Origin of the sequence: Rhodococcus sp. 14-2483-1-1, assembly GCF_002259335.1 — a bacterium.
Taxonomy (GTDB): domain Bacteria; phylum Actinomycetota; class Actinomycetes; order Mycobacteriales; family Mycobacteriaceae; genus Rhodococcoides.
Genome location: NZ_NPFX01000004.1, coordinates 25659 through 52246 on the forward strand (window position 1 = coordinate 25659; position 26588 = coordinate 52246).

General features: G+C 64.8%; 27 protein-coding genes, 4 tRNA genes, 1 pseudogene and 2 riboswitches. Of the genes and pseudogenes, 20 read left to right on the top strand and 12 right to left on the bottom strand.

What is annotated here, in order from left to right; genetic code table 11:
* Positions 1–3: 3 nt before the first annotated feature.
* The gene (locus CH294_RS03455; protein WP_008719325.1) at positions 4–420 is read right to left on the bottom strand and encodes a cold-shock protein; all 417 of its coding nucleotides are present in this window, start codon (positions 418–420) and stop codon (positions 4–6) included.
* Positions 421–608: 188 nt separating this feature from the next.
* On the opposite strand from CH294_RS03455, the gene CH294_RS03460 reads away from it, so the two are divergent.
* From CH294_RS03460 to CH294_RS03470, 3 genes are all read left to right on the top strand, one after another.
* Positions 609–842 (top strand): hypothetical protein, encoded by a 234-nt coding sequence (locus CH294_RS03460; RefSeq protein WP_094737033.1) that lies wholly within the window; start codon positions 609–611, stop codon positions 840–842.
* A 3-nt stretch (positions 843–845) separates the two neighbouring features.
* A complete protein-coding gene (locus tag CH294_RS03465) occupies positions 846–1220 on the top strand; it encodes a YccF domain-containing protein (protein ID WP_032377424.1) in 375 nt (124 codons plus the stop codon).
* Positions 1221–1489: 269 nt separating this feature from the next.
* Positions 1490–1698, top strand: a riboswitch (cyclic di-AMP (ydaO/yuaA leader).
* 8 nt (positions 1699–1706) lie between these two features.
* A complete protein-coding gene (locus tag CH294_RS03470; protein ID WP_032377425.1) occupies positions 1707–2318 on the top strand; it encodes a transglycosylase family protein in 612 nt (203 codons plus the stop codon).
* 79 nt (positions 2319–2397) lie between these two features.
* On the opposite strand, the gene CH294_RS03475 is transcribed toward CH294_RS03470, so the two are convergent.
* Positions 2398–2586, bottom strand: a complete 189-nt coding sequence (locus CH294_RS03475) for a hypothetical protein (RefSeq protein ID WP_032395857.1) — start codon at positions 2584–2586, stop codon at positions 2398–2400.
* Between the two features lie 61 nt (positions 2587–2647).
* Between CH294_RS03475 and CH294_RS03480 the strand changes: the two genes are divergently transcribed.
* From CH294_RS03480 to CH294_RS03490, 3 genes are all read left to right on the top strand, one after another.
* Positions 2648–4939 carry a helicase-associated domain-containing protein gene (locus CH294_RS03480; protein ID WP_094737022.1) on the top strand — a complete coding sequence of 764 codons (2292 nt, stop codon included), beginning with the start codon at positions 2648–2650 and terminating at the stop codon, positions 4937–4939.
* A gap of 89 nt (positions 4940–5028) precedes the next feature.
* Entirely contained in the window at positions 5029–6684 is a 1656-nt protein-coding gene (locus CH294_RS03485) for a DNA repair helicase XPB (protein WP_094702548.1), read from the top strand.
* Between the two features lie 39 nt (positions 6685–6723).
* Positions 6724–7413: a DUF3239 domain-containing protein gene (locus CH294_RS03490; protein ID WP_037154960.1), complete on the top strand. Its 690-nt coding sequence runs from the start codon at positions 6724–6726 to the stop codon at positions 7411–7413.
* Here the strand turns inward: CH294_RS03490 and CH294_RS03495 are convergent.
* Entirely contained in the window at positions 7394–8380 is a 987-nt protein-coding gene (locus tag CH294_RS03495; protein WP_094737023.1) for an LLM class F420-dependent oxidoreductase, read from the bottom strand. The two genes, CH294_RS03490 and CH294_RS03495, sit on opposite strands and share 20 nt — an antisense overlap.
* A 62-nt stretch (positions 8381–8442) precedes the next feature.
* Here CH294_RS03495 and CH294_RS03500 point away from each other — a divergent pair, with 62 nt between their 5' ends.
* Together CH294_RS03500 and CH294_RS03505 are read left to right on the top strand one after the other, a co-directional pair.
* Positions 8443–9615: a pyridoxal phosphate-dependent aminotransferase gene (locus CH294_RS03500; protein ID WP_094737024.1), complete on the top strand. Its 1173-nt coding sequence runs from the start codon at positions 8443–8445 to the stop codon at positions 9613–9615.
* Entirely contained in the window at positions 9612–10637 is a 1026-nt protein-coding gene (locus CH294_RS03505) for an AraC family transcriptional regulator (protein WP_094737025.1), read from the top strand. The genes CH294_RS03500 and CH294_RS03505 overlap by 4 nt, the downstream gene beginning before the upstream one ends.
* Here CH294_RS03505 and CH294_RS03510 read toward each other — a convergent pair.
* Positions 10630–11055, bottom strand: a complete 426-nt coding sequence (locus CH294_RS03510) for a VOC family protein (RefSeq protein WP_094608439.1) — start codon at positions 11053–11055, stop codon at positions 10630–10632. The genes CH294_RS03505 and CH294_RS03510 overlap by 8 nt on opposite strands.
* Before the next feature lie 58 nt (positions 11056–11113).
* Here CH294_RS03510 and CH294_RS03515 point away from each other — a divergent pair, with 58 nt between their 5' ends.
* On the top strand, positions 11114–11734 hold the full coding sequence (locus tag CH294_RS03515; RefSeq protein WP_094737026.1) for an alpha-ketoglutarate-dependent dioxygenase AlkB: 621 nt from the start codon (positions 11114–11116) through the stop codon (positions 11732–11734).
* Here CH294_RS03515 and CH294_RS03520 read toward each other — a convergent pair.
* Positions 11731–12822, bottom strand: a complete 1092-nt coding sequence (locus CH294_RS03520; RefSeq protein WP_094737027.1) for a 3-deoxy-7-phosphoheptulonate synthase — start codon at positions 12820–12822, stop codon at positions 11731–11733. The two genes, CH294_RS03515 and CH294_RS03520, sit on opposite strands and share 4 nt — an antisense overlap.
* A gap of 238 nt (positions 12823–13060) precedes the next feature.
* Positions 13061–13270, top strand: a riboswitch (cobalamin riboswitch).
* A gap of 129 nt (positions 13271–13399) precedes the next feature.
* On the opposite strand from CH294_RS03520, the gene metE reads away from it, so the two are divergent.
* The 6 genes from metE to CH294_RS03550 all read left to right on the top strand — a co-directional run bounded on the left by metE (position 13400) and on the right by CH294_RS03550 (position 19801).
* A complete protein-coding gene (gene metE / locus CH294_RS03525; protein WP_094737028.1) occupies positions 13400–15655 on the top strand; it encodes a 5-methyltetrahydropteroyltriglutamate--homocysteine S-methyltransferase in 2256 nt (751 codons plus the stop codon).
* 107 nt (positions 15656–15762) lie between these two features.
* Positions 15763–16809, top strand: coding sequence for an iron-siderophore ABC transporter substrate-binding protein (locus tag CH294_RS03530; protein WP_094737029.1), 1047 nt, complete (start codon positions 15763–15765; stop codon positions 16807–16809).
* A gap of 97 nt (positions 16810–16906) precedes the next feature.
* The gene (locus tag CH294_RS03535) at positions 16907–17365 is read left to right on the top strand and encodes a MarR family winged helix-turn-helix transcriptional regulator (protein WP_032404419.1); all 459 of its coding nucleotides are present in this window, start codon (positions 16907–16909) and stop codon (positions 17363–17365) included.
* Positions 17362–17787, top strand: a complete 426-nt coding sequence (locus tag CH294_RS03540; RefSeq protein ID WP_094737030.1) for an organic hydroperoxide resistance protein — start codon at positions 17362–17364, stop codon at positions 17785–17787. The genes CH294_RS03535 and CH294_RS03540 overlap by 4 nt, the downstream gene beginning before the upstream one ends.
* 11 nt (positions 17788–17798) lie before the next feature.
* Positions 17799–18794, top strand: a complete 996-nt coding sequence (locus CH294_RS03545; RefSeq protein ID WP_037154945.1) for an NADP-dependent oxidoreductase — start codon at positions 17799–17801, stop codon at positions 18792–18794.
* A gap of 89 nt (positions 18795–18883) precedes the next feature.
* Positions 18884–19801, top strand: a complete 918-nt coding sequence (locus CH294_RS03550) for a pseudouridine synthase (RefSeq protein WP_094737034.1) — start codon at positions 18884–18886, stop codon at positions 19799–19801.
* On the opposite strand, the gene CH294_RS03555 is transcribed toward CH294_RS03550, so the two are convergent.
* Positions 19728–20846 carry a hypothetical protein gene (locus CH294_RS03555; RefSeq protein ID WP_052058770.1) on the bottom strand — a complete coding sequence of 373 codons (1119 nt, stop codon included), beginning with the start codon at positions 20844–20846 and terminating at the stop codon, positions 19728–19730. The two genes, CH294_RS03550 and CH294_RS03555, sit on opposite strands and share 74 nt — an antisense overlap.
* Positions 20847–20945: 99 nt before the next feature.
* Between CH294_RS03555 and CH294_RS03560 the strand changes: the two genes are divergently transcribed.
* Together CH294_RS03560 and CH294_RS03565 are read left to right on the top strand one after the other, a co-directional pair.
* On the top strand, positions 20946–21530 hold the full coding sequence (locus CH294_RS03560; protein WP_032377437.1) for an XRE family transcriptional regulator: 585 nt from the start codon (positions 20946–20948) through the stop codon (positions 21528–21530).
* A 90-nt stretch (positions 21531–21620) separates the two neighbouring features.
* A complete protein-coding gene (locus CH294_RS03565) occupies positions 21621–21920 on the top strand; it encodes an ANTAR domain-containing protein (protein ID WP_032404421.1) in 300 nt (99 codons plus the stop codon).
* Between the two features lie 14 nt (positions 21921–21934).
* Here the strand turns inward: CH294_RS03565 and CH294_RS27690 are convergent, their stop codons facing one another.
* The 6 genes from CH294_RS27690 to CH294_RS03595 all read right to left on the bottom strand — a co-directional run bounded on the left by CH294_RS27690 (position 21935) and on the right by CH294_RS03595 (position 24159).
* Positions 21935–22237 carry a hypothetical protein gene (locus tag CH294_RS27690; RefSeq protein ID WP_032377439.1) on the bottom strand — a complete coding sequence of 101 codons (303 nt, stop codon included), beginning with the start codon at positions 22235–22237 and terminating at the stop codon, positions 21935–21937.
* 83 nt (positions 22238–22320) lie between these two features.
* Entirely contained in the window at positions 22321–22890 is a 570-nt protein-coding gene (locus tag CH294_RS03575) for a DUF6584 family protein (protein ID WP_094737031.1), read from the bottom strand.
* 117 nt (positions 22891–23007) lie between these two features.
* Positions 23008–23084, bottom strand: a tRNA-Phe gene (locus tag CH294_RS03580).
* Between the two features lie 56 nt (positions 23085–23140).
* Positions 23141–23214 (bottom strand) — tRNA-Asp (locus tag CH294_RS03585).
* Positions 23215–23338: 124 nt separating this feature from the next.
* Positions 23339–23411 (bottom strand) — tRNA-Glu (locus tag CH294_RS03590).
* 79 nt (positions 23412–23490) lie between these two features.
* Positions 23491–24159: a TetR/AcrR family transcriptional regulator gene (locus CH294_RS03595; RefSeq protein WP_032404423.1), complete on the bottom strand. Its 669-nt coding sequence runs from the start codon at positions 24157–24159 to the stop codon at positions 23491–23493.
* Between the two features lie 703 nt (positions 24160–24862).
* Here CH294_RS03595 and CH294_RS03600 point away from each other — a divergent pair.
* From CH294_RS03600 to CH294_RS27750, 3 genes and pseudogenes are all read left to right on the top strand, one after another.
* Positions 24863–26086, top strand: coding sequence for a lipase family protein (locus CH294_RS03600; protein WP_249305024.1), 1224 nt, complete (start codon positions 24863–24865; stop codon positions 26084–26086).
* A gap of 67 nt (positions 26087–26153) precedes the next feature.
* Positions 26154–26229, top strand: a tRNA-Lys gene (locus CH294_RS03605).
* 261 nt (positions 26230–26490) lie between these two features.
* Positions 26491–26588, top strand: a pseudogene (locus tag CH294_RS27750) (acyl-ACP desaturase); the annotation flags it as partial.

Below are 26588 nucleotides of genomic sequence, written 5' to 3' on the forward strand. Positions count from 1 at the left end.
ATGTCAGCTGTCGAGCTCACGGGCGACGGCCCGAACGACCTCGGAGATTCGCTGCGCGATCTTGCGATCCGGGTACTTCCCCTTACGAAGTTCGGGCTGCACCGTCGCCTCGAGCAGTGTGATCATGTCCTCGACCATCCCGTGCAGCTCGTCGGGTGTGTGCTTGCGCTCGACGGGCTCACGGCGCGTGCTGCCGGTGTTCTGCCGCACCGACGGTGCAGGCTCGAGCACCTTCAAGCTCAGCGCCTGTGGTCCGCGACGGCCCGCGGCCATTCCGAACTCGACGCGCTGACCGGCTTTGAGGCCCTCGACGCCCTCCGGCAACGCCGACGAACGCACGTAGACGTCCTCGCCTTCCTCCTGAGAGAGGAATCCGAATCCCTTGTCGACGTCGTACCACTTCACCTTGCCGGTCGGCACTGAGCTCACCCGTTCATCTGTTGCTGTCGGTCGTTTCGTTGTCCGCCGGCCCGATGTTCGGACCTGCGGTCTGCACAAATTTCGCGCCCCACGAAAACGTAGGACGCGAATACACCAGTCTAGCGCGGTGAGTACCGATGAAGCATTCGAGTTCTTCGCACCCCGCACTTCGCATTACCGTGGTGCACGTGGACACGACACATGGACGAAGCAGGACCCGTAAGAGCAGCACCGTTCTGCTGCGCATCGCGCTCGCACTGTTCGCGATAGGCCTCGTCGCCATCGTCGCGATCCTGCTGTTTCCGATCTTCTCCGACTCGAAGCCCCCGCTGAGCCTGTATCTGACGGCCATGTTCTCGGCACCGGCCGGGTTCGTGCTGGCTTTGGTGTACGCGCTGGCGTCCGGACGGCGGGCTCGGTAGATCATGCGATTGATCCTGAACATCATCTGGCTGGTCTTCGGTGGGCTGTGGCTGGCCATCGGTTACTTCTTCGCCGGCCTCCTGCTGTGCATCCTGATCGTGACCATCCCGTTCGGCATCGCGTCGTTCCGTATCGGCGTGTACGCACTGTGGCCGTTCGGGTCGACGATCGTCGACAAGCCAGGGTCCGGGTCCGGTGCGCTCGTCGGGAACGTGCTCTGGTTGATCCTCGCCGGCTGGTGGTTGGCGCTCACTCATGTGGTCACCGCCGTCGCAATGGCGATCACCATCATCGGCATTCCACTCGCGATCGCGAACCTGAAGTTGATCCCCGTATCTCTGATGCCCCTCGGCAAAGACATCGTTGCCGTTCGGTGACTTTCCGGACGACTCTCGCTGCCTGTGACTTCCATCACATAACGCTGAGGTAACAGGCCGGCAACGGACCGGGGTTCACTGCCCGCAACGCCCACTAGCTGGGCGGACGCGAGAGGCCCGAAAGAGGTACGAAATGTGCTCGGGACGACGCCGCGAAATCGACAGTTACCAAATAGTGACGTAGGCCGGGAATTTCAGTACGGTCAGCAGCGGCCGGAAAGTTCGGCCGAACTCCGGTCCGCAGCGCCAAACCTCGTCCCGCGGATACCGGAACACCCTCGACGATCACCCAGGGGACGAGGACGGGGGACCCACGTCCTCCACGGACAACCGGGAAGTTGTCGCAACTCACGAAGTTGCACCGACTTCCCTTGGGGTGAAGCCCAATTGCCCATTCGAGACGAATGAGCGAAAAGGCCGGGCTACCTCTCAGCCCGAACCCGACAGCTGACCTCGCAGGCGCGTGTGGAGAGGATTTCAACTCGTATGAGCGGACGTCATCGCAAGCCGAGCACCACTGGCAAGACCGTCGCGAAGGTTGCTGTCACCGGAGCCATCATGGGTACCGCGGGCATCGCCTTCACCGGCACCGCGAACGCGGCACCGGATTCCGACTGGGATCGCCTTGCACAGTGTGAAGCCGGCGGCAACTGGGGCATCAACACCGGCAACGGCTTCCAGGGCGGGTTGCAGTTCTCCCCCAGCACCTGGAACGCACACGGCGGCCAGCAGTACGCAGCCACGGCCAACCAGGCCAGCCGCGAAGAGCAGATCGCAGTCGCCGAGAAGGTCCTCGACTCGCAGGGCTGGGGCGCATGGCCGTCCTGCTCCTCGAGCCTCGGCCTGAGCAGCGCGCCGACCGAGCGCAGCGTTCCGGTCACCCCCAAGGCACCGGAAGTTCCCGCACTTCCCGATCTGTCGTCCATCCCGGCAGTCGACAGCTCGGCCGAGGTCGTCAACGGCATCGTCACCGCCGTCCAGAACCTCACCAACGATCCGGCGATCGCCTCGTTCGTCCAGAACGCAGCGCAGGGCATTCAGCTCGATCCGCAGGTCGTGAACTTCTACCAGGCCAACAAGGCATTCCTGCCCCAGTAAGCGCCCGCGACGGTTCGCATCTCGTACGAAAAAAGCCCCCGACATCGTCGGGGGCTTTTTCGGTACTGCGTGGCCTTTGCTAGCGGTTGACCACGGTCACCGGATGCGCGTACGGCAGGTCTTCGACGGGCAGCGGGAACTCCGTGTCCTCGCCGAAGGGCGACAAGCCACCCGATCGAGCGGACGAGAGTTCGGTCACCGCGTGGTCACCGCGAGCGGTGTCCGGCCAGCCTGGATCGACATAGGGCTTCTTCGACTTGTTCACCATGCGCCTATTTTGACACCTGCACTGCGGCGAGCACCAGCCCAGGTCTCTAATCTGATAGACGATGACCGACACGACTGTGCCTCGACACACCGACACGCCCCCCGATCTACCGCAGTGGATCGCAGCTCGCTCCGACGCCGAGCTGATCAAGGCCATGTCGCTGCGTCCGGATCTGACCGCTCCGCCGCCCGCCTCCCTGGCCGTACTCGCCGGACGGGCCGAGCAGCGACGGTCGATTCTGCACACCGCGGACACCCTCGACACACTCGCCTTGACCGTCCTCGAGATCCTCGCCATCGAGGAGGCCTACGAACGGCCGGTCACTCGCACCGCACTACTGGCCGTCGTGGCCAAACGGGCACCGGCCAAGAGCGTCGACAAGGCGCTGGCCCAGCTCCGCGAGCGGTTGCTGGTGTGGGGCGACGCGTCCGGCCTCCGGATCAGCGCGACCGCCGCGGACGCCGTGCCGTGGCGCATCGGACGCGCGCTCGATCCGGTCGACAATCTCACCGAGTCGCACATCACCGCAGCTCTCGCCGAACTCGGCGAGGGGGAACGCAATCTGCTCGACACCCTCGCCAGATCGTCCCCGACCGGCCGCACCCGAGACGCGGCACCGGGCACTCCGCCCGACCGGCCGGTCCAGAAGCTGCTCGCCGCCGGCCTGCTGATCTGGCTGGACGAGCAAACCGTCGAACTGCCCGTCCAGGTGGGGCAGATTCTGCGCGGCGAGCCGATGTCCGATCCACGGTCGCTCGCCGAGCCGAAGCTCGCCACCACGACACAGTCGCTCACCGACGTCGATGCCGCTGCCGCAGGCGAGGCCCTCGAATTGGGTAGGCACTGCGTCCTGATCATCGAAGCCCTCTCCGCGTCGCCTGCTCCTGCTCTCAAGGCAGGCGGACTCGGCGTGCGCGAGCTCCGCAAGATCACCAAGGCGACCGGCCTCGACGACGACCGAGTCAGCATCCTCGCCGAACTGCTGGCGGCAGCGAATCTGATCTCCAGCGGAACACCGGATCCGGTTCCCGCATCCGACACCGGCGACGACTACTGGGCTCCCACACCGGCGGTCGATGCCTGGCTCACCGCTGCCCCGGCGGCCCGCTGGCACACGCTCGCCTCCGCCTGGCTCGAGGTGCCGCGGGCGCCGTGGGTCATCGGTATGCGCGACCCCAACGACAAGCCCATCGCCGCCCTGTCCGAGGAAGTTCGCTCTCCGGCAGCACCGCGGGATCGACGGATGATCCTGGAACTGCTCACCGAACTCGGCAGCGGACACTCGGCCCAGCCGGCGGATCTCGCCCGGATCCTGGCGTGGCGTCGTCCCCGATGGTCCGGACGCTTCGGCGTCACACCCGTCGGACACGTCATCGCCGAAGCAACCGCGCTGGGAATCGTCGGCCGCGGAGCGATGTCGACCCCGGGACGATCGCTGCTGCACGACGGCAACGCCGAGGCCGACATGCGCGCGGCCCTGCCCGAGCCCATCGACTACGTCCTGGTGCAGGCAGACCTCACGCTGGTGGCACCCGGTCCGCTCGAGCCGGACCTGCACGATCGGATCGAACTGGTCGCCGACGTCGAATCCGCAGGCGCAGCGACGATGTACCGGATCAGCGACACGAGCCTGCGACGCGCCCTCGATGTGGGACTGAGCGCGTCCGAGCTGCACGCGTTGTTCGCGACCCACTCACGCACACCGGTGCCGCAGGCCTTGACCTATCTCATCGACGACGTGGCGCGTCGACACGGTCGGCTGCGGGCAGGCGTCGCCGCGTCGTTCGTCCGATGCGAGGATCCGGCGTTGCTGGCGGAGGTGATGGCGTCCCCGGCGGCGGAATCGCTGGCCCTTCGAGCCCTCGCCCCGACCGTCGCGATCTCGCAGGCCCCGCTCGCCGAGGTGCTCACGGTGCTGGCCGGGGCCGGTTTCGCGCCTGCAGGTGAGGACTCGTCCGGAACCATCGTCGATCTGCGCGCCCGCGGGTCGCGAGTATCGGCGCGGCGGCCACGCCAGACGTTCCGAACTCCGGCTGTTCCCACCGAGGAACAGCTGGGTTCGTTGGTGCGTGGGATGCGCGCGGCCGACCGGGCGGCAGGCAACGGCGGTACGGTGGTGCGCGCCGACGGGTCTCGCGCCAGCAGCACCGCGACGATGACGCTGTTGCAGACCGCAGCCAAGGTCAAACGCAGCGTCAGCATCGGCTACGTCGATGCACAGGGTGTCGCGACCCACCGGATCGTCGATCCGATCAGCATCGGCGGCGGCCAACTCGACGCCTTCGATCCCGCTACCGGAGGGGTTCGCCGCTTCACCCTGCATCGCATAACGTCGGTCGCTCTGGTCGAGTAGTTCGACGCTCACGTGCACGCGCGCCCCTACCTGTGGACAATGGAGAAGTTGCGCTCTTTCGGGCGCGGCGGAAGTCTCTAGGAGGAACCGTGACCGACGGCCCGCTGATCGTTCAGTCCGACAAAACGCTGTTGCTCGAGATCGATCACGAACTCGCGGGTGCAGCGCGGGCGGCCATCGCACCGTTCGCGGAGCTCGAACGTGCCCCCGAGCACGTGCACACCTATCGCATCACCCCGCTGGCCCTGTGGAACGCGCGCGCTGCAGGCCACGACGCAGAGCAGGTGGTCGACGCGCTGGTGAACTTCTCGCGTTACGCGGTGCCGCAGCCGCTGCTGGTCGACATCGTCGACACCATGGCACGCTACGGCCGACTGCAGTTGGTCAAGAGCCCGATCCACGGCCTGGCCCTGATCAGTCTCGACCGCGCTGTGCTCACAGAAGTGATGCGCCACAAGAAGATTGCGCCGATGCTCGGTGCCATGGTGGACGAGGACACCGTCATCGTCCATCCCAGCGAGCGCGGCCACCTCAAGCAGATGCTGCTCAAGATCGGCTGGCCTGCCGAGGACCTCGCCGGATACGTGGACGGCGAAGCTCACCCCATCGAACTCGACACCGAGGGCGGCAACTGGACGCTGCGCGACTACCAGGAGATGGCGGCGGATTCGTTCTGGGCCGGAGGCTCGGGCGTCGTCGTACTGCCGTGTGGCGCGGGCAAGACGATGGTCGGCGCAGCGGCGATGGCACGAGCCAAGGCCACCACACTGATTCTGGTCACCAACACCGTCGCCGGTCGGCAGTGGAAGCGCGAGCTGATCGCGCGCACCTCGCTCACCGAGGAGGAGATCGGCGAGTATTCGGGAGAGCGCAAAGAGATTCGCCCTGTGACAATCGCCACGTACCAGGTGATCACGCGTCGCACCAAGGGTGAATACAAGCACCTGGAACTGTTCGATTCCCGCGACTGGGGTCTGGTGATCTACGACGAGGTCCACCTGCTCCCCGCCCCGGTGTTTCGCATGACGGCAGATCTGCAGTCGCGTCGACGTCTCGGTCTTACTGCAACGCTCGTCCGCGAGGACGGTCGCGAGGGTGACGTCTTCTCGCTCATCGGCCCGAAGCGATACGACGCGCCGTGGAAGGACATCGAGGCGCAGGGGTGGATCGCACCGGCGGAGTGCATCGAGGTTCGCGTCACTCTCACCGATGCCGAGCGCATGTCGTATGCCGTGGCCGAACCCGAAGAGCGCTACAAGCTGTGCTCGACGGCTCATACCAAGATCGCCGTCGTGAAGTCGATCCTCGCCAAACACCAGGACGCTCCGACGCTGGTGATCGGCGCGTACCTCGACCAGTTGAACGAGCTCGGTGAGGCCCTGAACGCTCCGGTCATTCAGGGTTCGACCAAGAACAAGGAACGTGAAGTGCTCTTCGACGCGTTCCGCAAGGGCGAGATTCAGACGCTCGTGGTGAGCAAGGTGGCGAACTTCTCGATCGATCTACCCGAAGCATCTGTCGCAGTACAGGTTTCGGGCACATTCGGATCGAGACAGGAGGAGGCGCAGCGACTGGGCCGACTGCTCCGACCCAAGCACGACGGCGGTCAGGCCCATTTCTACTCGGTGGTGTCGCGCGACACTCTCGACGCCGAGTACGCCGCGCACCGTCAGCGTTTCCTGGCCGAGCAGGGGTACGCGTACCGCATCACCGACGCGGACGACTTGCTCGGTCCGGCGATCTGACGCTTCTGTCGGCATGGGCGGCGTGCTAGGAATAGTTGTGTGCGCCGATTCCAGTTCCCAGTAGACGTAGCCCACGCGAAGTCGGTGAACGAGACGTTCACCGAGCTTCGCCGGCTGCGCGCCTCGGCGGCGCTCACTGCCGTTATCCTGACTGCCCTGGGGGTGTGGTTCATCTGGATCGCAACCCCGTGGTCGTACATCCTCGGTGCCGTGTTCTGCATCGGTGCGGCCACCTCACTGTGGGTGATGCTGTGGGCACCGCGCAAGATGGGGTCCATCGAATCGCAATATGCTGCAGGCGATCTGGTTCCTGCGATGGTGGCCGAGAAATTACCGGGCGGAGCGCTGTTGCTGGCCTTGGTCGACATCGCGAAGCCGGGTGTCGAAGATCCGCACTACGTGTTGATCACCCGGGTCGTGCGAGCATTGCCCGGCCACGCGATGGAGCGGGGAGCGAAGGTGCCCTCGGTGTCGGTTCTCGCCGACCGCGGCGCGAACACGGGCGGGCGAACGTGGCAGTTGGTCTCGGCGATGCCCATCGCCTGGGGCACTCCCGATACCACGGTTCTCGCGCGCGCAACCGACGAGATCACCGAGGGCGAGTGGGCGCTGTTGCACGCGAACATCGGGTTGTCGGAGAAGGTTCGCAAGGCAAAGAACCAACAGTTGCTCATCGATCCGGCAGATCTTCCCGACGACCTGAGACGAGCTACGGGAGAGCCGGGATGACCTCGCGCTCGAAGAGTTCGATTCCGGAGCGATCGTAGGCAGCTTCCGGGAAGTAGAAGATTCCGTACGTCATCCCCTGCTCCTGCAGCGCCGTCAGATTCCGGGCGATCTGTTCCGGGGTTCCGACGGCCGGCATGCCGCGGAACGCCGTCAGGGCTCCTTCGGCTTTGTCCGCACCCACGTAATCGGTGAGCCGACTCTCCAGGGCGCGGAGCTTGTCTTCCACTTCCGACTCGGTCGCCGCGATGACGACGTTGTAGTTCGCCGAGCGGACGATGGCATCGAAGTCGGTACCCACGGTGGAGCAATGCTCGCGCAGCAGAGCCGATTTGGCGGCGAATCCGGTGGGGGTTCCATCGAAGTTGGTGTAGTTGGCGTACTTCGCGGCGATCTTCAGAGTGACCTTCTCGCCCCCGCCCGCGATCCACAGCGGGATTCCACCCTCCTGCAGCGGCAGCGGCCGCACCACGGCACCGTCGATCTGGTAGTGCTTTCCGTCGAGGAACACCTCGCCGGTCGTCCATGCCTGCTTGAAGATCTGCACGCCCTCGTCGAGCCGACCCAATCGTTCACCCGGAGAGGGAAACCCGTAGCCGTAGGCGCGGAACTCGTGCTCGTGCCAGCCGCCGCCGATGCCCATCTCGACGCGTCCGCCGGAAATGATGTCCACCGTGGCAGCAACTTTGGCGAGGTAGGCCGGGTTGCGGTACGACATCGCAGTGCACATCTGCCCCAGCCTGATCCGGGAGGTGCTCGCAGCCAGTGCGGACATCAGCGACCATGCCTCGTGGGTCGCCTCGTCGGTTGCGGTGGGAACTGTGTGGAAGTGGTCGTACACCCACAGGGACTCCCAGGGACCGGCCTCGGCGGCGAGCGCGTGGTCACGCAGCACATTCCAGTGCCGGGCGGGGTCGATACCGACCAGATCCAGGCGCCAACCCTGTGGAACGAACAATCCGAATCGCATGACAGGCACAGTACAGACGCAGGGCGAAAGACCGGTTCCGGCCGGTGAACTACGCTGGACGAATGTCCGAGATGCCGCCCTCGCGCACCGTGGCGCGCCTGCGCCCGTTCGCATCGACGATATTCGCCGAAATGACCGCTCTCGCGGTGGCGAAGAATGCCGTCAACCTCGGTCAGGGCTTTCCCGATACCGACGGGCCGCCTGCCATGCTCGAGGCCGCACGTGAGGCCATCGCGAGCGGACTCAATCAGTACTCCCCCGGCCCCGGTATGCCGGTGCTGCGCAACGCCGTCGCCGCCGACCGGGAACGGCGATTCGGGCTGCACTACGACCCCGACTCGCAGGTACTGATCACCGTCGGTGCCACCGAGGCGATCTCGGCATCACTGCTCGGCCTGATCGAGCCGGGCGACGAGGTGCTGCTGATCGAGCCGTTCTACGACTCCTACGCGGCCGCCATTGCCCTTGCCGGAGCGACCCGTACCGCCGTGCCGCTGGTTCCCGACGGCAACGGGTGGACGGTCGACACCGAGGCCCTCGATCGTGCCGTCGGTCCCCGAACACGCATGCTCATCGTCAACTCCCCGCACAACCCCACCGGTACCGTCTTCGACCGCGCCACCATGGTCCGCATCGCCGAGATCGCCGTCGAACACGACCTGCTCGTCCTCACCGACGAGGTCTACGAGCACCTGACCTTCGACGGCACAGTGCACACGCCGATCGCGACACTGCCGGGGATGTTCGAGCGCACCGTCACCGTCTCGAGTGCGGCGAAAACCTTCAACGCAACGGGGTGGAAGACGGGCTGGGCGCTGGGCCCGGCCCACTTGATCGATGCCGTGCGCGCCGCCAAACAATTCATGAGCTTCGTCGGCGGTACCCCTTTCCAACCTGCCGTCGCCTATGCCCTCGAGCACGAGCAGCCGTGGATCGCCTCGATGCGCGACGGCCTGCAGCGCAAGAGGGACACGCTCTCGGCTGCACTCGACGCCGCAGGCGCGGACGTGAAGTACAGCGCGGGAACATATTTCGTGTGCGCCGACGTCGCGCCCATCGGGCGTGGGGACGCGTACGAATTCTGCCGCTCCCTGCCGGATCTGGTGGGCGTCGCAGCGGTTCCGGTCACGGCCTTCGTGGACAAACCAGCTCCCTGGAAGTCCCTGGTACGCTTCGCTTTCTGCAAGCAGGACGAGGTACTCGCCGACGCAGCCGAGAGGTTACGGAGATTGTGACTCCGCAACCGACGATCCCGGCGTATTTCGTCCGACAGGCCGTCGACCTCGCGACGAGCGGCGGGATGGATTTGACGTACCCGTTGTCGATGGCCGGGATCGGGCCCACCATTCTCGGGAACCCGGCGGAACGGCTTACCACCCGCCAAGTCACGGCCTTCACCCAGGCGGTCTGGGCGATGACCGGCGACGAACTGTTCGGCCTTGCCGCAGTACCGGTGCGGCGCGGCAGCTTTCGCGTGATCTGTCAGACCCTGATTCATTCGGAGAACCTCTGGGCGGCTCTGATCAGGATGTCCGAGACCATGCGGGTGCTTATTCCGGTTCGCCCCATGACGTTGGACCGCACCGAGGAGTCCACGGTGTTGACGGTCCACGTCACGCCCACGACTCATCTGAGCCCGGAAGCCAACGCCCTCGCCGAACGCTTGCTCACCGACTTCCTGTTGATTCTGCTGCACCGCTTCGCGGCGTGGCTCATCGGCAACCGCGTCAAACTGCTGTCGGTGCAGCTGCCGTACGCGCTTCCCGGGCCCGAGGCGGGCAAGATGTACGACTCCATCTTTGGGACGCACGTCGAGTTCGGAACCGACCGTGCCACACTGGAATTCGACAGCGCGGTGATGCGAGCACCGATAGTGCAGACCGAGGAGACCCTCGCCGAGTATCTGGCCGAGTCACCCAATCTGCTGTTCTCGTCCCGAGACTACGACAGCACCGCGTCGAGCCAGGTTCGCCGGGCGCTCGAAACCGGGTTCAAAGGCGGCGCACCGGGAACCGAGGACATCGCGGCGATGCTCAACATCAGCCCGCCGCACCTTCGACGTGTGCTTCGGCAGGAGGGCACCTCGATCAACCAACTGCGCGAAGAAGTGCTGCGCGATGCAGCGATTTCCGGGTTGAGCCGCGGCGACAGTGTCGACGACATCTCGGCTCGTCTGGGCTTCTCCGAGCCCAGCGCGTTCCGCCGTGCCTTCAAGCGCTGGACCGGTCAGACTCCCGGCTCGTACCGTCTCAGCTGACGCAGAATTCGTTGCCCTCGGGGTCGGTCATGGTGATCCAGACGCTGGGACCCTGAGTTCCCCGATGAAGTACCGCCGCACCCCGCGCTTCGAGTTCCGTCACCACCGACTCACGCTCGTCACCGACGCGGATGTCGAGGTGCAACCGATTCTTCACCGATTTCGGCTCGGCTACCGACTGGAACAGCACCCGCGGGGAGCCGGGTGAGTCGGGATCGACGATTCCCGCGCCCGCCTGCCACACCAGAACGCCCTCGAAGGTGGTCGTGTCCTCCTCGCGAGCATGACCCGCAGCGACCATCTCGCGAATGAAGTCCTCGTTGCTGGGTTCGGACTGCCAACCCAGCGTCTGTGCCCACCATTTCGCCAGCGCATGAGGGTTGGCACTGTCCACGACGACCTGAAATCGATAGCCCATGCGACGAAGATACCGCCGCACAGTGGAAATGGGAACACCTGTTCGATACAGTCGATGCATGTCGCTCGCGATGCAAGGCTCGTTGTTCGGTGACGACGACGGTGGCGTCGGGTCGCTGCAGTCCGTCACCCGACGAGAGCTGACGCTCGGTGCCTGGATCGACGTGCGTCCGGGCTGGTTGTCCGATACCCGTCTCTTCGACTCGCTGGTGACCGACGTCGATTGGCGCGCCGAACGCAGGCAGATGTACGACCGTGTAGTCGATGTGCCACGCCTGGTCCGCTTCTACGCCGAACGCGAGCGTTGGCCGCACGCGGCACTGTACGAGGCGCGTGACGCGCTCGACGACCACTACCGCGCCGAACTCGGTGAGTCGTTCGCCACCGCAGGGCTGTGCTACTACCGCAACGGCTCCGACAGCGTCGCCTGGCACGGCGACAACATCGGCCGCAGCGCGACCGAGGACACCATGGTGGCGATCGTCTCACTCGGTGCGACAAGACAACTCATGCTTCGGCCTCGCGGCGGCGGTACGTCGCTCAAGTTCACGCTCGGGCACGGCGATCTGGTGGTGATGGGAGGCTCGTGTCAGCGCACGTGGGAGCATGCGATTCCCAAGTCCACCCGCGCGATCGGCCCACGCATCAGCGTGCAGTTCCGACCGCGCGGGGTTCGTTAACGAGCGGTTCGGGAGTTCCGACGCTCCTCGACCGCCGCAGCCAGCACGTTCAATTGTGTTGCCGTGGTGTCCCAATCGAGGCAGGCATCGGTGATCGACTGCCCGTACACCAGGTCGTCGCGGTGGCCGAGTTCGAGATCCTGACGGCCCGCCACCAGGAAGCTTTCGAGCATGAGCCCGACGATGCCGTGTTCGCCTGCTGCGACTCGGCCTGCCACATCGGTGACCACGTCGACCTGCTTGTTGTGATCCTTGCGGCTGTTGCCGTGACTGGCGTCGATGACGACGCGCTCCGGCAGACCCGACTTCCGCAGTCGCGCAACGGTATCTGCGACCGATTCGGCGTCGTAGTTCGGGCCGTCGACGCCCCCGCGGAGAATGACGTGGCAGTCCGGGTTCCCGACGGTCCGAACGAGCGCTGCCTGGCCGTCCAGATCGGTGCCGGGGAAGACATGGCTCGCCGCGGCGGCGCGGGTGCCGTCGACCGCCACCTGGACGTCGCCCTCGGTGGAGTTCTTGATCCCCACCGGCATCGACAGCGCACTGCACAGCTGGCGGTGAACCTGGCTCGCAGCGGTCCGTGCACCGATCGCGCCGTAGCTCACCAGATCTGCGATGTACTGCGGAGTGATCGGGTCGAGGAATTCGCATCCGACAGGCAGGCCGAGCGCCGAAATATCGAGCAGCAGTTGGCGTCCCACCCGTAGTCCGGAATTGATGTCGAAGCTGCCGTCGAGGTGCGGATCGTTGATCAGTCCTTTCCACCCCAGCGTCGTCCGGGGCTTCTCGAAGTAGACCCGCATGACGATGTGCAGTCGATCGCCCAGTTCGGCTGCCGTGGCAGCGAGGCGCCGCGCGTAATCGAGGGCAGCATCGGTGTCGTGCACCGAACACGGGCCGACGACGACGATCAGTCGATCGTCGCGGCCGTCGAGAATGTCGACCACGCCGGAGCGTCCGGAGCGGACCGTCGCGGAGATCGCGTCGTCCACGGCATGTTCGCGGCGCAACACCGACGGCGCAACCAGCGGACTGATACTGATCGTCCGTTGATCATCGAGTGACGGGGTGTCCAGAGAGAGCGTCATGAGAGGTTTCCTGTTCCCAGGCCGACTCAGCATGCTCCACGCGCACTTCGAGCCGGTCTGTATCCGGCTCGTGGGGTGGAGGTCAGCGCATGGCGTCGCTGGCTGACCCACCCGGGGCCGGCCTGCTAAACCAGAAATACGTGCGCTGCATGGAGAGCACCGTAACAGACGCGCCGACGATGCATCTATGCTCGTCCCTGCAGTCGGTTCGCCAGGTGGTCATGAGGAGCCCCGAAGTTCACCACGGCGCCGAAGCGATGCGCGGAAGTTCCGGCGCGTCGTGAGAGGGAACCCGGTGAGAATCCGGGACTGTCCCGCAGCGGTATGCAGGAACGACCGCCGTCAACAGCACTGAAGAGGCCTCTTCGGGAAGCGACGGCCAGTAGGAGTGGGCTCTTCGTCCACGTGCCCGCGAGTCCGAATACCTGCCGTCTGTGCTGTGCACGCCGTGCGCAGCGGTTCACCGCCTCGTGGAATGGGCGCGTAACCCTGGTACGGCTGCTCGTGGGGCTCTCCGGGATGCGCGCGCCCGAGAAGGCGGTGCGCCATCGATGCAGCAGTCAACTGGAGAACTACCGTGAGTATCGAATTCACCGCCACCGTGCTCGGCGCGGCCCGTATCGGACCGAACCGAGAACTGAAGAAAGCCGTCGAATCCTACTGGGCCGGAACGCTCGACGCACCCGCACTCGAATCCGTTGCGCGGACATTGCGCGAGAACACCTGGCGAGAACTCGTCGCCGCCGGACTCGATTCCGTTCCGGTGAACACCTTTTCGTACTACGACCACGTGCTCGACACCGCGGTCATGCTCGGTGCACTACCCGAGCGGGTTCGGAGCATCGACAGCGAGCTGGACCGCTGTTTCGCCGCCGCCCGAGGCAACGAGACCGTCGCACCACTCGAGATGACCAAGTGGTTCGACACCAACTACCACTACCTCGTGCCCGAAATCTCCCCCGCGACAACCTTTTCCCTGCACCCCGAGAAGGTGCTCGCCGAGCTCGAAGAAGCTCGCGCGCTCGATGTCCCGGCTCGACCGGTCGTCCTAGGACCGGTGACGTTCCTGTTGCTGTCGAAGGCAGTCGGCAGCAGCGCCCCGCTACTGGACCGCCTCGACGAGATTCTGCCGCTGTACGCGGAGCTGCTGACCAACCTCGCCGATGCCGGGGCGGAGTGGGTCCAGCTCGACGAACCTGCGCTCGTGGCCGATCGCACCCAGAGCGAGATCGACTGTGCGAAGAAGGCTTACGACTACCTGAGCGCGGTGTCGACGAGGCCTGCCATATTGCTGGCGTCGTACTTCGGTGACCTCGGTGCCGTACTGCCCGTGCTCGCGTCGACCGGCATCGAGGGATTGTCGATCGATCTGACGGTGCCGGGCACCGTGGAGCACGTTGCCGTGGTACCTGCGCTCGCGAGCAAGCACATAGTTGCGGGCGTCGTGGACGGGCGCAACATCTGGCGGACGGATCTCGACAAGGCGCTGGCAACGTTGGCGAGCCTGTTGGGTAGTGCCGGCACGCTTGCGGTGTCGAGTTCGTGCTCGCTGCTGCATGTTCCGTACACCCTCGACGGAGAAACCGACATCGTCGATCCGCTCCGATCCTGGTTGGCCTTCGGTGCCGAGAAGGTTGCCGAGGTGGCCGTCCTCGCCCGGGCACTACGACATGGGACCGAATCGGTGTCGTCCGAGCTCGAGCAGGCCAGGACCGCGCTCGAGACTCGTCGCACCGACCCCCGTCTGCACGACGCGGCCGTTCGGGCACGTCTCGACGCGGGAATCTCCGTCGACCGCACCCCGGCCGAGGAACGCCGCCGGGCTCAGGCTGTGCGACTGGACTTGCCGTCGTTGCCGACGACCACCATCGGTTCGTATCCGCAGACCACGCAGATTCGACTCGCTCGGGCAGCCCTGCGCACCGGTGAGATCGACGACGCCGAATACGTGTCCCGGATGCAATCCGAGATCGCCGATGTCGTTGCACTGCAAGAGAACATCGGCCTCGACGTGCTGGTCCACGGCGAACCCGAGAGAAACGACATGGTGCAGTACTTCGCCGAGCAGCTCAGTGGCTTCGCGGCCACGTCGAACGGCTGGGTCCAGTCGTACGGATCTCGATGCGTCCGACCGCCGATTCTGTACGGCGACGTCTCGCGTCCGAAACCGATGACCGTGCACTGGTCCGAGTACGCGCAGTCGCTCACGGACAAGCCGGTCAAAGGCATGTTGACCGGCCCGGTGACGATTCTCGCGTGGTCGTTCGTCCGAGACGACATACCGTTGGCCGAATCCGCAGCCCAGATCGCCCTGGCGATTCGCGACGAGACGATCGATCTGGAGGGAGCGGGGATTCGCATCGTCCAGGTGGACGAACCTGCCCTTCGTGAGCTTCTCCCGCTGCGCTCGAAAGATACAGCGGCGTACCTGGAGTGGGCCGTGCGATCGTTCAGGATCTCGACGTCCGGCGTGTCCGACGACACTCAGATTCACACGCATCTGTGTTACTCGGAGTTCGGTGAGATCATCGACGCGATCGTCGACCTGGACGCCGACGTGACGTCCATCGAGGCGGCCCGCTCGCACATGGAGGTACTCGACGACCTGAACTCCGTCGGATTCGACCTCGGTGTCGGCCCCGGCGTCTACGACATCCATTCACCGCGGGTGCCGAGCGTCGACGAGATCACCGAATCGCTACGTGCGGCATTGAAAGCCGTTCCTGCCGAAAGACTCTGGGTCAATCCCGACTGCGGACTCAAGACCCGCGGTGTGGCCGAGGTGGAGCGGTCGTTGAGAAACATGGTGCAGGCGGCGGCCGCGCTGCGCTGACCCCAGGTGAGCGGAACTTCGACCCCTGCTACGAAGTTCCGCTCACCTCGGTCGCGAGGTACAGGCTAGGCTTACCTGCCTACGCCCGTCCTGTGAAAGAGAACGAAGTGAAACGTCTACTCCTGGCCACCACGATCGCCGCAGTCACCGCGCTGACCACTGTCGCCTGCGGCGGCACCGCCGAGCAGACAGCCTCGCCCTCCACCAGCGCAGAATCTGCCACCGTCGACGCCGTGACGGACGCACCGGGGCCGACAGGCATCCCCGACGGTATGGGTTCGGGAGCGGCCGACGGAGTGTTCCCACGCACCGTCGGCCACTTCGGCGGCTCCACCGAGATCCCCGCCGAACCGAAGAAGGTCGTCGTCATCGCCACCGGTCAGCTCGACGCGGCCCTCACACTGGGCGTCGTACCGACCGGAGTCGCGTACGGCGACGGAGCCGAACTGGTGCCCGATTACATCAGCTTCTCGTTCCCCCAGTACGCGGACCGGATGACGCAATTCGTGAATGTGGGTAATCGACAGGAAGTCGACATCGAGGCCATCGCCGCCATCGAACCCGACCTCATCCTGGCGAACAAGACCGGCTCCGAGGACATCTACCCGACGCTGTCGACCATCGCGCCGACCGTGCTCACCGAAGGCACCGGAGTGAACTGGAAGCAGGACTTCCTACTGCTGGCCGACGCGTTGGGCCGAACCGAGCAGGCGCAGACCTTCATCGACACCTTCACCTCCGACGCTGCGGCACTGGGTAACTCGGTTGCCGGCACCAGCGGCACCCCTACGGTCTCCTTCGTCCGCTTCACCGCGGATCGAGCGCGAGTGTTCGGCGTCCCCTCGTTCGCCGGTTACATCGCCTGGGACGCCGGTCTGGCACGGCCGGAAAGTCAGCAGTTCGACAAGACCTCGCAGGACTTCAGCGAGGAGGAAATTCAGCTCGCGAACGCCGACTGGGTGTTCGTATCGAGCCAGGACGCGGGAGCCGATTCGAGCGCCGCGTCGTACACCACCAACCCGCTCTGGACCGGCATGAGCGCAGCCACCGAGAACCACATCGTGCGCGTCGACGACGACCCGTGGTACCTCAATGCAGGCCCGACTGCGGCAACGATCGTGCTCGACGGCCTGAAGAGCGCCCTGCAGGGCTGATCCCCATGTGCATGGAACTTCGTAGCCCACTACGAAGTTCCATGCACCTCGGCGAGATAGGTTGCGCACAACTTAACCGTGCACTACTGTTCTTGACGTGACCAACGAACTCGCACTCGACCGTCAGGTGTGCTTCGCGCTGTACTCCGCATCGCGGGCTACGACCGCGGTGTATCGCCCGATGCTCGACGAGCTCGGCGTCACGTATCCGCAGTACCTCGTGCTGCTGGTGCTGTGGGAGAAGGACGGGCGCGGCGTCAAGGAGATCTGCGCCGAACTCGACCTGGACACCGGCACTCTCTCACCGATGCTCAAGCGACTCGAAGGCCTCGGTTTCATCGAGCGTCGACGGTTGAGCACCGACGAACGCCGCGTCGAGATCCACCTCACCGAGACCGGAAGCGCCATGCGCGCCAAGGCACTCGACATCCCGCGCAAGCTGGCCGAGAAGACCGGCATGGGAATCGACGATCTCGTCAGACTCAAAGAAGCGCTCGACGCATTGACGAGCGCTCTGCATCACCCCGATTCGAGCACGACAGAAGGAGAATCATGAAGACCATCTACACCGCCGAAGCCCTCGCGACCGGAGAGGGCCGCAACGGCCACGCCCGCACCTCCGACGGACGTCTCGATCTCGACCTCGCCATCCCGGAGGCCATGGGCGGCAGCGGCAACGGCACCAACCCCGAGCAGCTCTTCGCCGCCGGCTATGCCGCGTGCTTCCATTCCGCACTGCAGATGGTGGCGCGCCAGGGCAAGGCCGACGTCACCGATTCGGCCGTCGGCGCTCGTGTCGACATCGGCCCCAACGACGCAGGCGGCTTCCAGCTCGCCGTCACCCTCGAGGTGACGCTGCCGAACCTGAGCCGCGACGACGCGCAGGCCCTGGCCGACAAGGCCCATCAGGTGTGCCCGTACTCCAACGCCACCCGCGGCAACATCGACGTCACCGTCACAGTCACCGAAGACGAGTAAGAGGAAACACCATGAAGGCACACGAAATTCACCTCGCGTCCCGCCCACAAGGCTGGCCGACCGAAGACAACTTTCGCGCGGAGGTCGTCGATCTCCCCGAGCTCGCGGACGGGCAGATCCTCGTCCGCAACATCGTGATGTCGGTCGATCCGTACATGCGTGGTCGGATGAACGACGTGAAGTCCTACGTCCCGCCGTTCCAGATCGACGCCCCGCTCGACGGCGGTGCCGTCGGCGAGATCGTCGAGTCCAAGGCCGAGGGCTTCGCGGTGGGCGACGCGGTTCTGCACGGCAAGGGCTGGCGCGATCTCGCCATCGTCCCGGGCAAGGGAGCGAGCAAGGTCGACCTCTCGGCCGCGAAAGCATCCGCCTACCTGAGCGCACTGGGAATGACCGGAACGACGGCGTACGCCGGGCTGACCGAAGTCGCCTCGTTCAAGGAGGGTGACGTCGTCTTCGTCTCCGGCGCTGCCGGAGCAGTCGGGTCACTCGTCGGCCAGATCGCCAAGGCGCTCGGCGCTTCCCGCGTCATCGGCAGTGCCGGATCTCCCGCCAAGGTCGCCCGCCTGCTCGAGCTCGGTTTCGACGCAGCATTCGATTACCACGACGGCCCGGTTGCCGAGCAGCTCCGCACGGCGGCACCGGACGGCATCGACGTGTACTTCGACAACGTCGGCGGCGAGCACCTCGAAGCCGCCATCGGTTCGATGAACAAGTACGGCCGAATTGCCATGTGCGGAGCCATCGCTCAGTACAACTCCACCGAGCCGACTCCCGCTCCGCGCAACCTCGCGCTGGCGATCGGCAAGGAGCTGACGCTCAAGGGCTTCATCGTCGGCTCCTACGCGCACGTCACCGAGGAGTTCCGCACGAAGATGACCGAGTGGCTGGGCAGCGGTGCCATCGAATTCGACGAGACGGTCGTCGACGGTCTCGACAACGCTCCCTCGGCGTTCATCGGTCTGATGAAGGGCGAGAACACCGGCAAGATGGTCGTCACCATCTAGGTCGGACCCGAACGGTTCCACCGCAGACCACACCCCGGCCGGAATTTCCGGCCGGGGTGTTTCCATGTCGACCGATTACAGTCGTGACCATGCCCGCCGCTCCCCTGCCGTTGCGCGACGGCCTCGACCCCACTCGGGTCCGGATGCCCGAGATCGCAACCGGGGCCACCGTGCTCGAGTACCTGTGTGCACGGTTTCCGCAGGACGCGGCGAGGCTGACCGAGAAGGTGGCGGGCGGCGAAATCGTCGACGCGGCAGGCGTACACATCGATTCGGCGACGGTCGCGAGGCCACGTGCGGACATCTACCTCTACCGCGACCCGCCGGTGGAGCCGACGGTTCCGTTCTCCCTCGACGTCCTCCATCGCGACGAGAATCTACTGGTGGTCGACAAGCCGCATTTTCTGGCCACCACTCCGCGCGGCGCATACGTCGCTCGCTCGGCCCTCGTTCTGCTCCGACGCCGATTCGACCTGCCCGAGCTGAGCCCGGCGCACCGTCTGGACAGGCTCACCGCGGGGGTTCTGGTGTTCACCGTGCGTCAGCAGGCTCGCCGGCCGTACCAGGAGCTGTTCGCTCAACGCACCATCACCAAGCAGTACGAGGCGATCGCCCCACTCGCTCACGAACTCCGGTTCCCGTTGACGGTGCGCAGTCGAATCGTCAAGGAGCGCGGCGTTCTTCAGGCCGTGGAGGTACCGGGCGAACCCAATGCCGAGACACTCGTGGACCTGATCGACACCGTCGGGTCCTATGGCCTGTATCGACTGCACCCCCGTACCGGGAAGACGCATCAACTTCGGGTTCATCTGTGCTCGTTGGGTATTCCGATCGTCGGCGACAACTTCTATCCCTCGTTCCGTGAGGTCGCCGGCGACGACTACTCCGATCCGCTCCGGCTGCTGGCCCGTTCGATCGAATTCGTCGATCCCCTCACTGGTCTGATCCGACGGTTCGAGAGCAATCGGAGTCTCGATCCTCCTGCAGCACAACCGAGTTCTCCATGATCTCGGTGGTGCGCACCGTGATGCGATGCGAGATGACCGCGAGCGCGAACAGTCCGATCGCCACGTTCCCCAGCGCGGTGAAACCCTCCTGGGCAAAATCCACCAACGCGTTGAGCAAGGTGAAGATCAACGCCGACACGCGGAGGGTGCGCAGCGGCCAGAGCGGACCGTCCTTCCGCAAGCGCAGCATCGCCGGGAGCGCCGAGGCGAACGTGATGCACGCACTGACGAACAGGATTCCGCTGGCGATGCCCATTCCGTCGACGTCGATCGTCAGGTCTCGGCGATCGATGTGCAGGTCTCCGAGAACGAGTTCGACGATCCCGAACACGACGCCTGCACCGGAGATCAGAACCAGTCCCCAGCCGACGACGGGAACCCACCGGGCACTGGTGAAGAACGCCGGGATCAGCCGGGGAACGAACTGACGCAAGGAATGGGTGCGTGACGTCGACCGACCACAGGTGCCGAGCACCATCCTGATGCCGGCCACGGTGTCCGGATCGGCTCCCTCCGCCTCGGCCCGCACGAGCATCCGCAGCGCCCAGTCGCGGCGGTGATCGGGGAGTCCGTGCCCGACGCCATCGGCGGCGATCGCTGCCGCGTTGGCCAGCGACTCGCCCCGGGAGGGCCGACGGAACTCGCGAACGATCCTGCTGAACACCAACAGCAGGACCACCAGGACGTACATGATTTCCGAGGACGGGCCGTAGAAGTAGTCGTTGTCCTTGGTGACGAACTTGCCCACCTCGTCGAGAAACAACCCGAACCCGACACCGCCGAGCAGCACGGTGAACACTCGAACGCCGAACCCGATGAACATCCAGCCGACCAGCAGAGCCAACATCATCGCAGCGCCGCCGTACAGGGCATGCGCGATGTGCAGCGACTTGCCACCGACCTGGGGGTAATGGGTCGCCTCCAGGTACGCCCTGGTGATCAGAATTGTCGCAATGGCCACGACCATGAAGGCCTCGGACGCGGGGCTACCGTAGGCGTCGCGAATCACGCCCCTACGTCGTACGCGCCCAGCACGAGCGGTCATGAAGCGAGTATGTGCCGTCCGCCGACGTCCACGGGCAGTTTTCGACGGTCCACCCCTGCGAGACTTGACAAATTTGTTTGCTGAAACTGCAATACAGGGATGAAGGAAGCAGCGGCAAGCCTCGACGAGGTCATCGCGGGCCTCGGTCCCCGCCTCAAACGCATCAGGATGGAGAAGAACACCACCCTGGCGTCACTGTCCGAGACCACGGGAATCTCGATCAGCACGCTCTCACGTCTCGAATCCGGCGACCGCAAACCGAGCCTGGAACTCCTGTGGCCGATAGCCCGGGCCCATCAGATGGCGCTCGACGATCTGGTGACCGCGCCGCCTGTAGCCGACCCTCGGGTGCGTACGACGGCCACCGTACGCGAACACGTGACAATTCTTCCCCTGACTCTGCGCCCTGGCGGACTGCAGGCCTACAAACTTCTGGTCCGACCCGAGGACTCCGAGCCTCGCCCCAGAACGCACGAGGGGTACGAGTGGCTCTACGTGCTCGACGGCACCCTGCGGCTGATTCTCGGCGAGCACGATCTGACGATGAAACCCGGTGAGGCAGCAGAATTCGACACCCGGGTACCGCACTGGTTCGGCGCCGTCGGGAACCGGCCGGTGGAACTGCTGAGCCTGTTCGGACCCCAGGGCGAGCGCATGCACGTGCGGGCGAAACCGACGGTATGAAATGTCATGTCGGTGTGAGACAGTGAAGCCCGCTCGACGCCAGGATCCGCTTCGGTCATCCGCACCGACCACACCATCTCGAGGAAAAAGATGACCGACAGACTTCCCGAATCGCCTGCATCTCGCACCCACGTGGACATCGCAACCGGAGTGCTCATCGGCATCCACGGTGGATCCGTTGCCGACGCCATCGACGAGCTGTTCACGACCGCGAGAAATCACCGGGTCAGTCTGTTCGAGCTCTCCCGCACGCTCATCACCGTCGCCGAGGGCCGCGATATCGAGCGATCCTCGACCACCGATGCTGTGTACGCGGTGTGGGGCTCGGCCCTCGGCCGACGCGGTGCCGAGGCTACGTTCGGCTCGGTCACCGATTCCGCGGCGGTCTGACCCACGCAGACCGGTTAACCGCGCACAGCCGGGTCGGTGCGCAGTTCCGGAAACCGGGCCGTCATCGCATCGATGTGGCGATACATCTCGTAGAGCTCGGCCCGGAGCGTCGACGCCTCGGACTCGAACGCTCGGGCTCGGGATTCTGCGCGGTCCGCGCGTGCTCGAAATGCCTTGGACTGTGCGCTTTCGATGGACGCCGAGCACGTCTGGATGTGTTCGGCCAATCCTCGGGCGAAGACCCTCGCCTGTTCGAGGTTGACGGCATAGTTGTCGTCTCGCGGAGCCGGTGACGGCGCGCCGTTCGCTGTGCCCATGAAACTCGTCACCCTCGATCGTCGGCCGGAAATTCTTTCGCGACTCTACGCCCGGCGTCGGAAAGTTCGTCCGTGAACCGGCATCAGCCGAAGACGAGCGCCAGGACCACCGATGCCGAGGTGGCAGCAATGGCGATGACGATGGTCGCCGCGATCGCGCGCTGCCGCACCGTTCGGTAACTCGACCCTGCGCGGTCGTAGTCCGAGTCGACCTGATCGCCGTCCGAGCCGTAGAAGTCGTCGGAGTTCAGTCCGTCCTCGTCGAAGTAGACGACGTCACGCGGCGGCACCCAGCGCTGACCGTTGGCTTCGACGGCGGCCTCGAGTCGTTCGAGGCGGACCCGAGCCCGGCCCGGATACCAGTCCGAGGGCGCGTGGATGGGAAGAGCCTCGGCCAGGGCCAACGGTGACCGGTACTGCCTCTGCAGTGCGGCGAATGCAGCCGACGCCGTTGGATCGTCGTCGGATTTGTCGGTGAGGAACCATGCTGCGCCTGCGGCCGCGCGGTCGCCGAGCACAAGATGGGTGTACGCGAGCAGTTCTAGAATGCCCGGCGAGGCCGGGTTCCGATGCAGGGCGCGAACGAGCCGATCCCGAGCACCGATGGTGTCTCCACGCGCCAGATCCTCTTGCGCTCGATCGATCACGTCCACGCGTCGACCATATCGCTCGACGAGTGCTGTCGTCTCGGCACGGAGGCGTCATGACCACGAAAAAGCCCCTCCCGGATGCCGGAAGGGGCTTTCATCGTGCATGTCGATCCAAAACCGTGGTGGCCAGGGCCGGGATCGAACCGGCGACCTTCCGCTTTTCAGGCGGACGCTCGTACCAACTGAGCTACCTGGCCGGGCGGCACCGGTAAAACAATGCCATCGCAATGTCGGTGATTTCGCACCGATGTTGCGACCCTGACGGGACTCGAACCCGCGACCTCCGCCGTGACAGGGCGGCGCGCTAACCAACTGCGCCACAGGGCCTTGCTGTTGTTGCCGCGCTATTTCTAGCGCAGTAACTCTCCGAACTGCAAATCCGCACCTCGTGAAGAGCGAGACGAAGACTGCTGTACTGCCGACCGGGTTGTCAAACCGATCTCTTCCTACGTACCCCCTACGGGATTCGAACCCGCGCTACCGCCTTGAAAGGGCGGCGTCCTAGGCCGCTAGACGAAGGGGGCCCGCCGAACTGCTTCGACGTTACCCTCAACGGCGTTCCGTTGGGAGCTGGGATAGCTTAGGACACTTTCGCTGTAAATCTCAAACCGGCAGGTCAGAGGTGGTTTTCGCGCAGTTTTCGCCGTAGTGCTCCCACCCGTGCAGTTTGAATTCCGCGAGCCAACGCTCGGACGCCATGGCCAAGAGAACGACCTCGACGGACTCCTCGAACCGCTCGCGCAGATCCGCGTTGTCGGCCACCAGATCGGACATGTAGCGCTGGCCTGCCATCGACGCAGCGAGCACGCGGACGAACTTGGCCGCGTCGAACTCCGACTTGAGGTCCCCCATCGCCAGAGCACGCTCGGCCTGCTTGTGACCTTGCGCTCCCCATACTCGACCGCCGCCGGAATGCACCTCGGCGTAGAACTCAGGCTCGACTATCAGCCGGAACTCGGCACGCACGATCACGTCGTTCTGGAAGTTCTGCGCTATGTCGTCCACGATGCCCCGGATGACATAGAAGGGGTGTGCGGTGGTGTCGGCCCACTTCTCCGTTATCGCCACATACCGATCCAACCCGGCCGCGAGCACCGCTCTGGCCAGATCCTCCTTGGATTGGAAATGGAAATACATCGCACCCTTGGTGGCGTTCGAGCCTTCCAAGATGGTGTTGACGGATGCTGCTGCGTATCCACGCTTGGCGAATTCCGCCGCCGCCGCCTCTACGATGGCCGCCCGGGTCCGCCGTGCGCGCTCCTGTTGTGCCATTTACTTCGTGCCTCCGAGCCCAAGCGCCCTGCGTATCCACAGGTAGTACAGATAGAGAGTACTTCACCCGAACGACACACGAGTCGACTCACCAGCGGTTCGGTTCGACGGGCACTGCCGACAGAAAATTTGATTAGGCAACCAAAACAAGCCTGATGGTATGGTCTGCGCGGCTCGAGTGCGCTGCAGGGGGTGCGCACTCGAGCCGCTTCACTACCGGGGTACCACCCATCGACAACCACCTGTCCTCATCACACCTCCACCGCGCCGCACCTCTACCGCGACCACCCGTGCCGTCACCGGATCCGAGGCCGAAAGCGCGCGCATCGCCCGATCGACACCTCGAGAACGAAACCGTCGACGCGTTGCCCGACACAGTCTCGGGCACCTGCCTCGCTTTCAGTTGAAAGCCGAATTATATTTGCCCATAACAAGTCTCGAGATCAACTGGTTCGCCAATCTCGTTAGCGTGTCAAATCTATTGCACACCAGCGCCTTACGCACACAATCTTGTCGACTGCGGTCAAATGTCAAGTTGGATAATCGATATCGAAGAGACCAGCAGATAACGTTTTCGACACTTTCGCCATATCGCACATCCCTCGCGATCACATCGGCTTACTGTGAGCTGCATCACACATCCGGCTCTGCCTATCGGAAACGAGTGCACGCCATGAGGGGATCGGTCCGAATATTTCGTTCCATGACAACACTTTTCGCTGTCTCGCTTCTGCTGATCCCGACAACCAGCACGGCGATCGCAGATCCCTTCGGCAACTTCGTGGCCCCCGTTCCCGACCCTGCCCTCTACTTGCCCACCCCGCTCGGCGAGCCCTGGTTCGATCCGCCCGACGGCTACGAACAGCAACCACCCGGGTCCGTCCTGGCAACCCGACAGGTCACCGTCGGGCCGCTGTTCACCCCCGTCAGGTCGACGCAAATCCTGTTCCGCACCAACGATTCCAAGGATCGGCCGGTCGCGGGTGTCACCACGATCATCGTGCCCTCGGCACCGTGGACGGGACCCGGTAGCCGGCCGGTAGTGGCGTACAACATGGCCATCGACTCACTCGGAAACACCTGCGCTCCGTCGTGGACCCTCCCTCGCGGAATCGCGCCGGAGATCGTTCCGGTGCAGTCCTTCCTGGCGAAGAACTACGCCGTCGTCGTCACCGATCATCAGGGGCCGCGCCAGGGATATGCGGCGGGACCGATGGCGGGCCACGCCATCCTGGACGCCCTCCGCGCGATGGTGAAACTGCCCGAGCTGGGCTTGCCCGCAGAGTCTCCGATCGCCGCGACGGGATATTCCGGGGGTGCCATCGCCTCCGGATGGGCCGCGCAGCTGGCTCCCACCTACGCCCCGGACGTGAATCTCGTCGGCGTGGCGTTCGGCGGTGCACCCACCGATTACCGCATTCTGTTGCACTCGCTCAACGGAACGGTGGGGTCGACACTGTTCCTGTCGGCCACGCTCGGAGTCGCCCGAGAGTATCCCGAGATGTTCTCGTTGATGAACGCCAACGGTCTCCGCCTGGCCACCATCGCCAAGGACATGTGCATCTATCTCACCGCCCCGGGAGGCCTGGTGGCTCCCATTCCAGCACAAGCTCTTTCGGACATTCCGGACGTGGATCGGACGCCGATCGCCGAGCAGATCATCGCGTCGACACGCATGGGTGGAGACAGGACACCGACCGTCCCCGTCTTCATCTATCACGGGCAGCAAGAGTTCTGGGTACCCGCGGAAGGGGCCGAGAACCTGTACGACGAGTGGTGCGCCAACGGCGCGAGCGTCCGATTGGAGGAATACGTCGGCGAGCATCTCGTCGTCGCGGTGACCGGAATACCCGGTGCGTTCGCCTGGATCGACGACCGTCTGGCCGGCATTCCTGCGCCGAGCGGGTGCAGCAGCTTCGGACGCTGACCCATCGGTAGCAGTGTCGGGGGTACATGCCGTCGGCGCTGCGCGGCCCGTTACACTTTCGAGCCGCGCCCCTATAGCTCAGTTGGTAGAGCTACGGACTTTTAATCCGCAGGTCGTAGGTTCGAGTCCTACTGGGGGCACCACACACATCCCGGGTAACAGGGATCACACCTGCCCGGTACGTACACTCGGGAGTAACGATCGGCCGAGACGAAGCGACGTGCAGGGGGAACTGCAACAGTCGCGACAGGCCGACCGGTCGATCGACATTCGGGGGATTCGGGTCGGTCGACACCGGACATCACGACTGCCGGAACAGCAAGTGAACAGGCGCGACACGGTTCACACCGAACCTACGGTGCCGTAAGCTGGACCGGTCGTACGCAATCTATGGAGGCGATCTAATGGCGAGGGATCTGACACAGCTCGAGCTTCTGCAGGAGCTGGTACCCACTGCCGAAGACAACGTGAACCGTCACATCACGATGGCGCGCGAATGGCA

Coding starts and splice junctions, on each gene's coding strand:
- CH294_RS03465 (WP_032377424.1), top strand. CDS start 846: ATGCGATTGATCCTGAACATCATCTGGCTGGTCTTCGGTGGGCTGTGG.
- CH294_RS03470 (WP_032377425.1), top strand. CDS start 1,707: ATGAGCGGACGTCATCGCAAGCCGAGCACCACTGGCAAGACCGTCGCG.
- CH294_RS03475 (WP_032395857.1), bottom strand. CDS start 2,586: ATGGTGAACAAGTCGAAGAAGCCCTATGTCGATCCAGGCTGGCCGGAC.
- CH294_RS03480 (WP_094737022.1), top strand. CDS start 2,648: ATGACCGACACGACTGTGCCTCGACACACCGACACGCCCCCCGATCTA.
- CH294_RS03495 (WP_094737023.1), bottom strand. CDS start 8,380: ATGCGATTCGGATTGTTCGTTCCACAGGGTTGGCGCCTGGATCTGGTC.
- CH294_RS03500 (WP_094737024.1), top strand. CDS start 8,443: ATGTCCGAGATGCCGCCCTCGCGCACCGTGGCGCGCCTGCGCCCGTTC.
- CH294_RS03510 (WP_094608439.1), bottom strand. CDS start 11,055: ATGGGCTATCGATTTCAGGTCGTCGTGGACAGTGCCAACCCTCATGCG.
- CH294_RS03515 (WP_094737026.1), top strand. CDS start 11,114: ATGTCGCTCGCGATGCAAGGCTCGTTGTTCGGTGACGACGACGGTGGC.
- CH294_RS03520 (WP_094737027.1), bottom strand. CDS start 12,822: ATGACGCTCTCTCTGGACACCCCGTCACTCGATGATCAACGGACGATC.
- CH294_RS03540 (WP_094737030.1), top strand. CDS start 17,362: ATGAAGACCATCTACACCGCCGAAGCCCTCGCGACCGGAGAGGGCCGC.
- CH294_RS03545 (WP_037154945.1), top strand. CDS start 17,799: ATGAAGGCACACGAAATTCACCTCGCGTCCCGCCCACAAGGCTGGCCG.
- CH294_RS03550 (WP_094737034.1), top strand. CDS start 18,884: ATGCCCGCCGCTCCCCTGCCGTTGCGCGACGGCCTCGACCCCACTCGG.
- CH294_RS03555 (WP_052058770.1), bottom strand. CDS start 20,846: ATGACCGCTCGTGCTGGGCGCGTACGACGTAGGGGCGTGATTCGCGAC.
- CH294_RS03560 (WP_032377437.1), top strand. CDS start 20,946: ATGAAGGAAGCAGCGGCAAGCCTCGACGAGGTCATCGCGGGCCTCGGT.
- CH294_RS03565 (WP_032404421.1), top strand. CDS start 21,621: ATGACCGACAGACTTCCCGAATCGCCTGCATCTCGCACCCACGTGGAC.
- CH294_RS27690 (WP_032377439.1), bottom strand. CDS start 22,237: ATGGGCACAGCGAACGGCGCGCCGTCACCGGCTCCGCGAGACGACAAC.
- CH294_RS03595 (WP_032404423.1), bottom strand. CDS start 24,159: ATGGCACAACAGGAGCGCGCACGGCGGACCCGGGCGGCCATCGTAGAG.
- CH294_RS03600 (WP_249305024.1), top strand. CDS start 24,863: ATGACAACACTTTTCGCTGTCTCGCTTCTGCTGATCCCGACAACCAGC.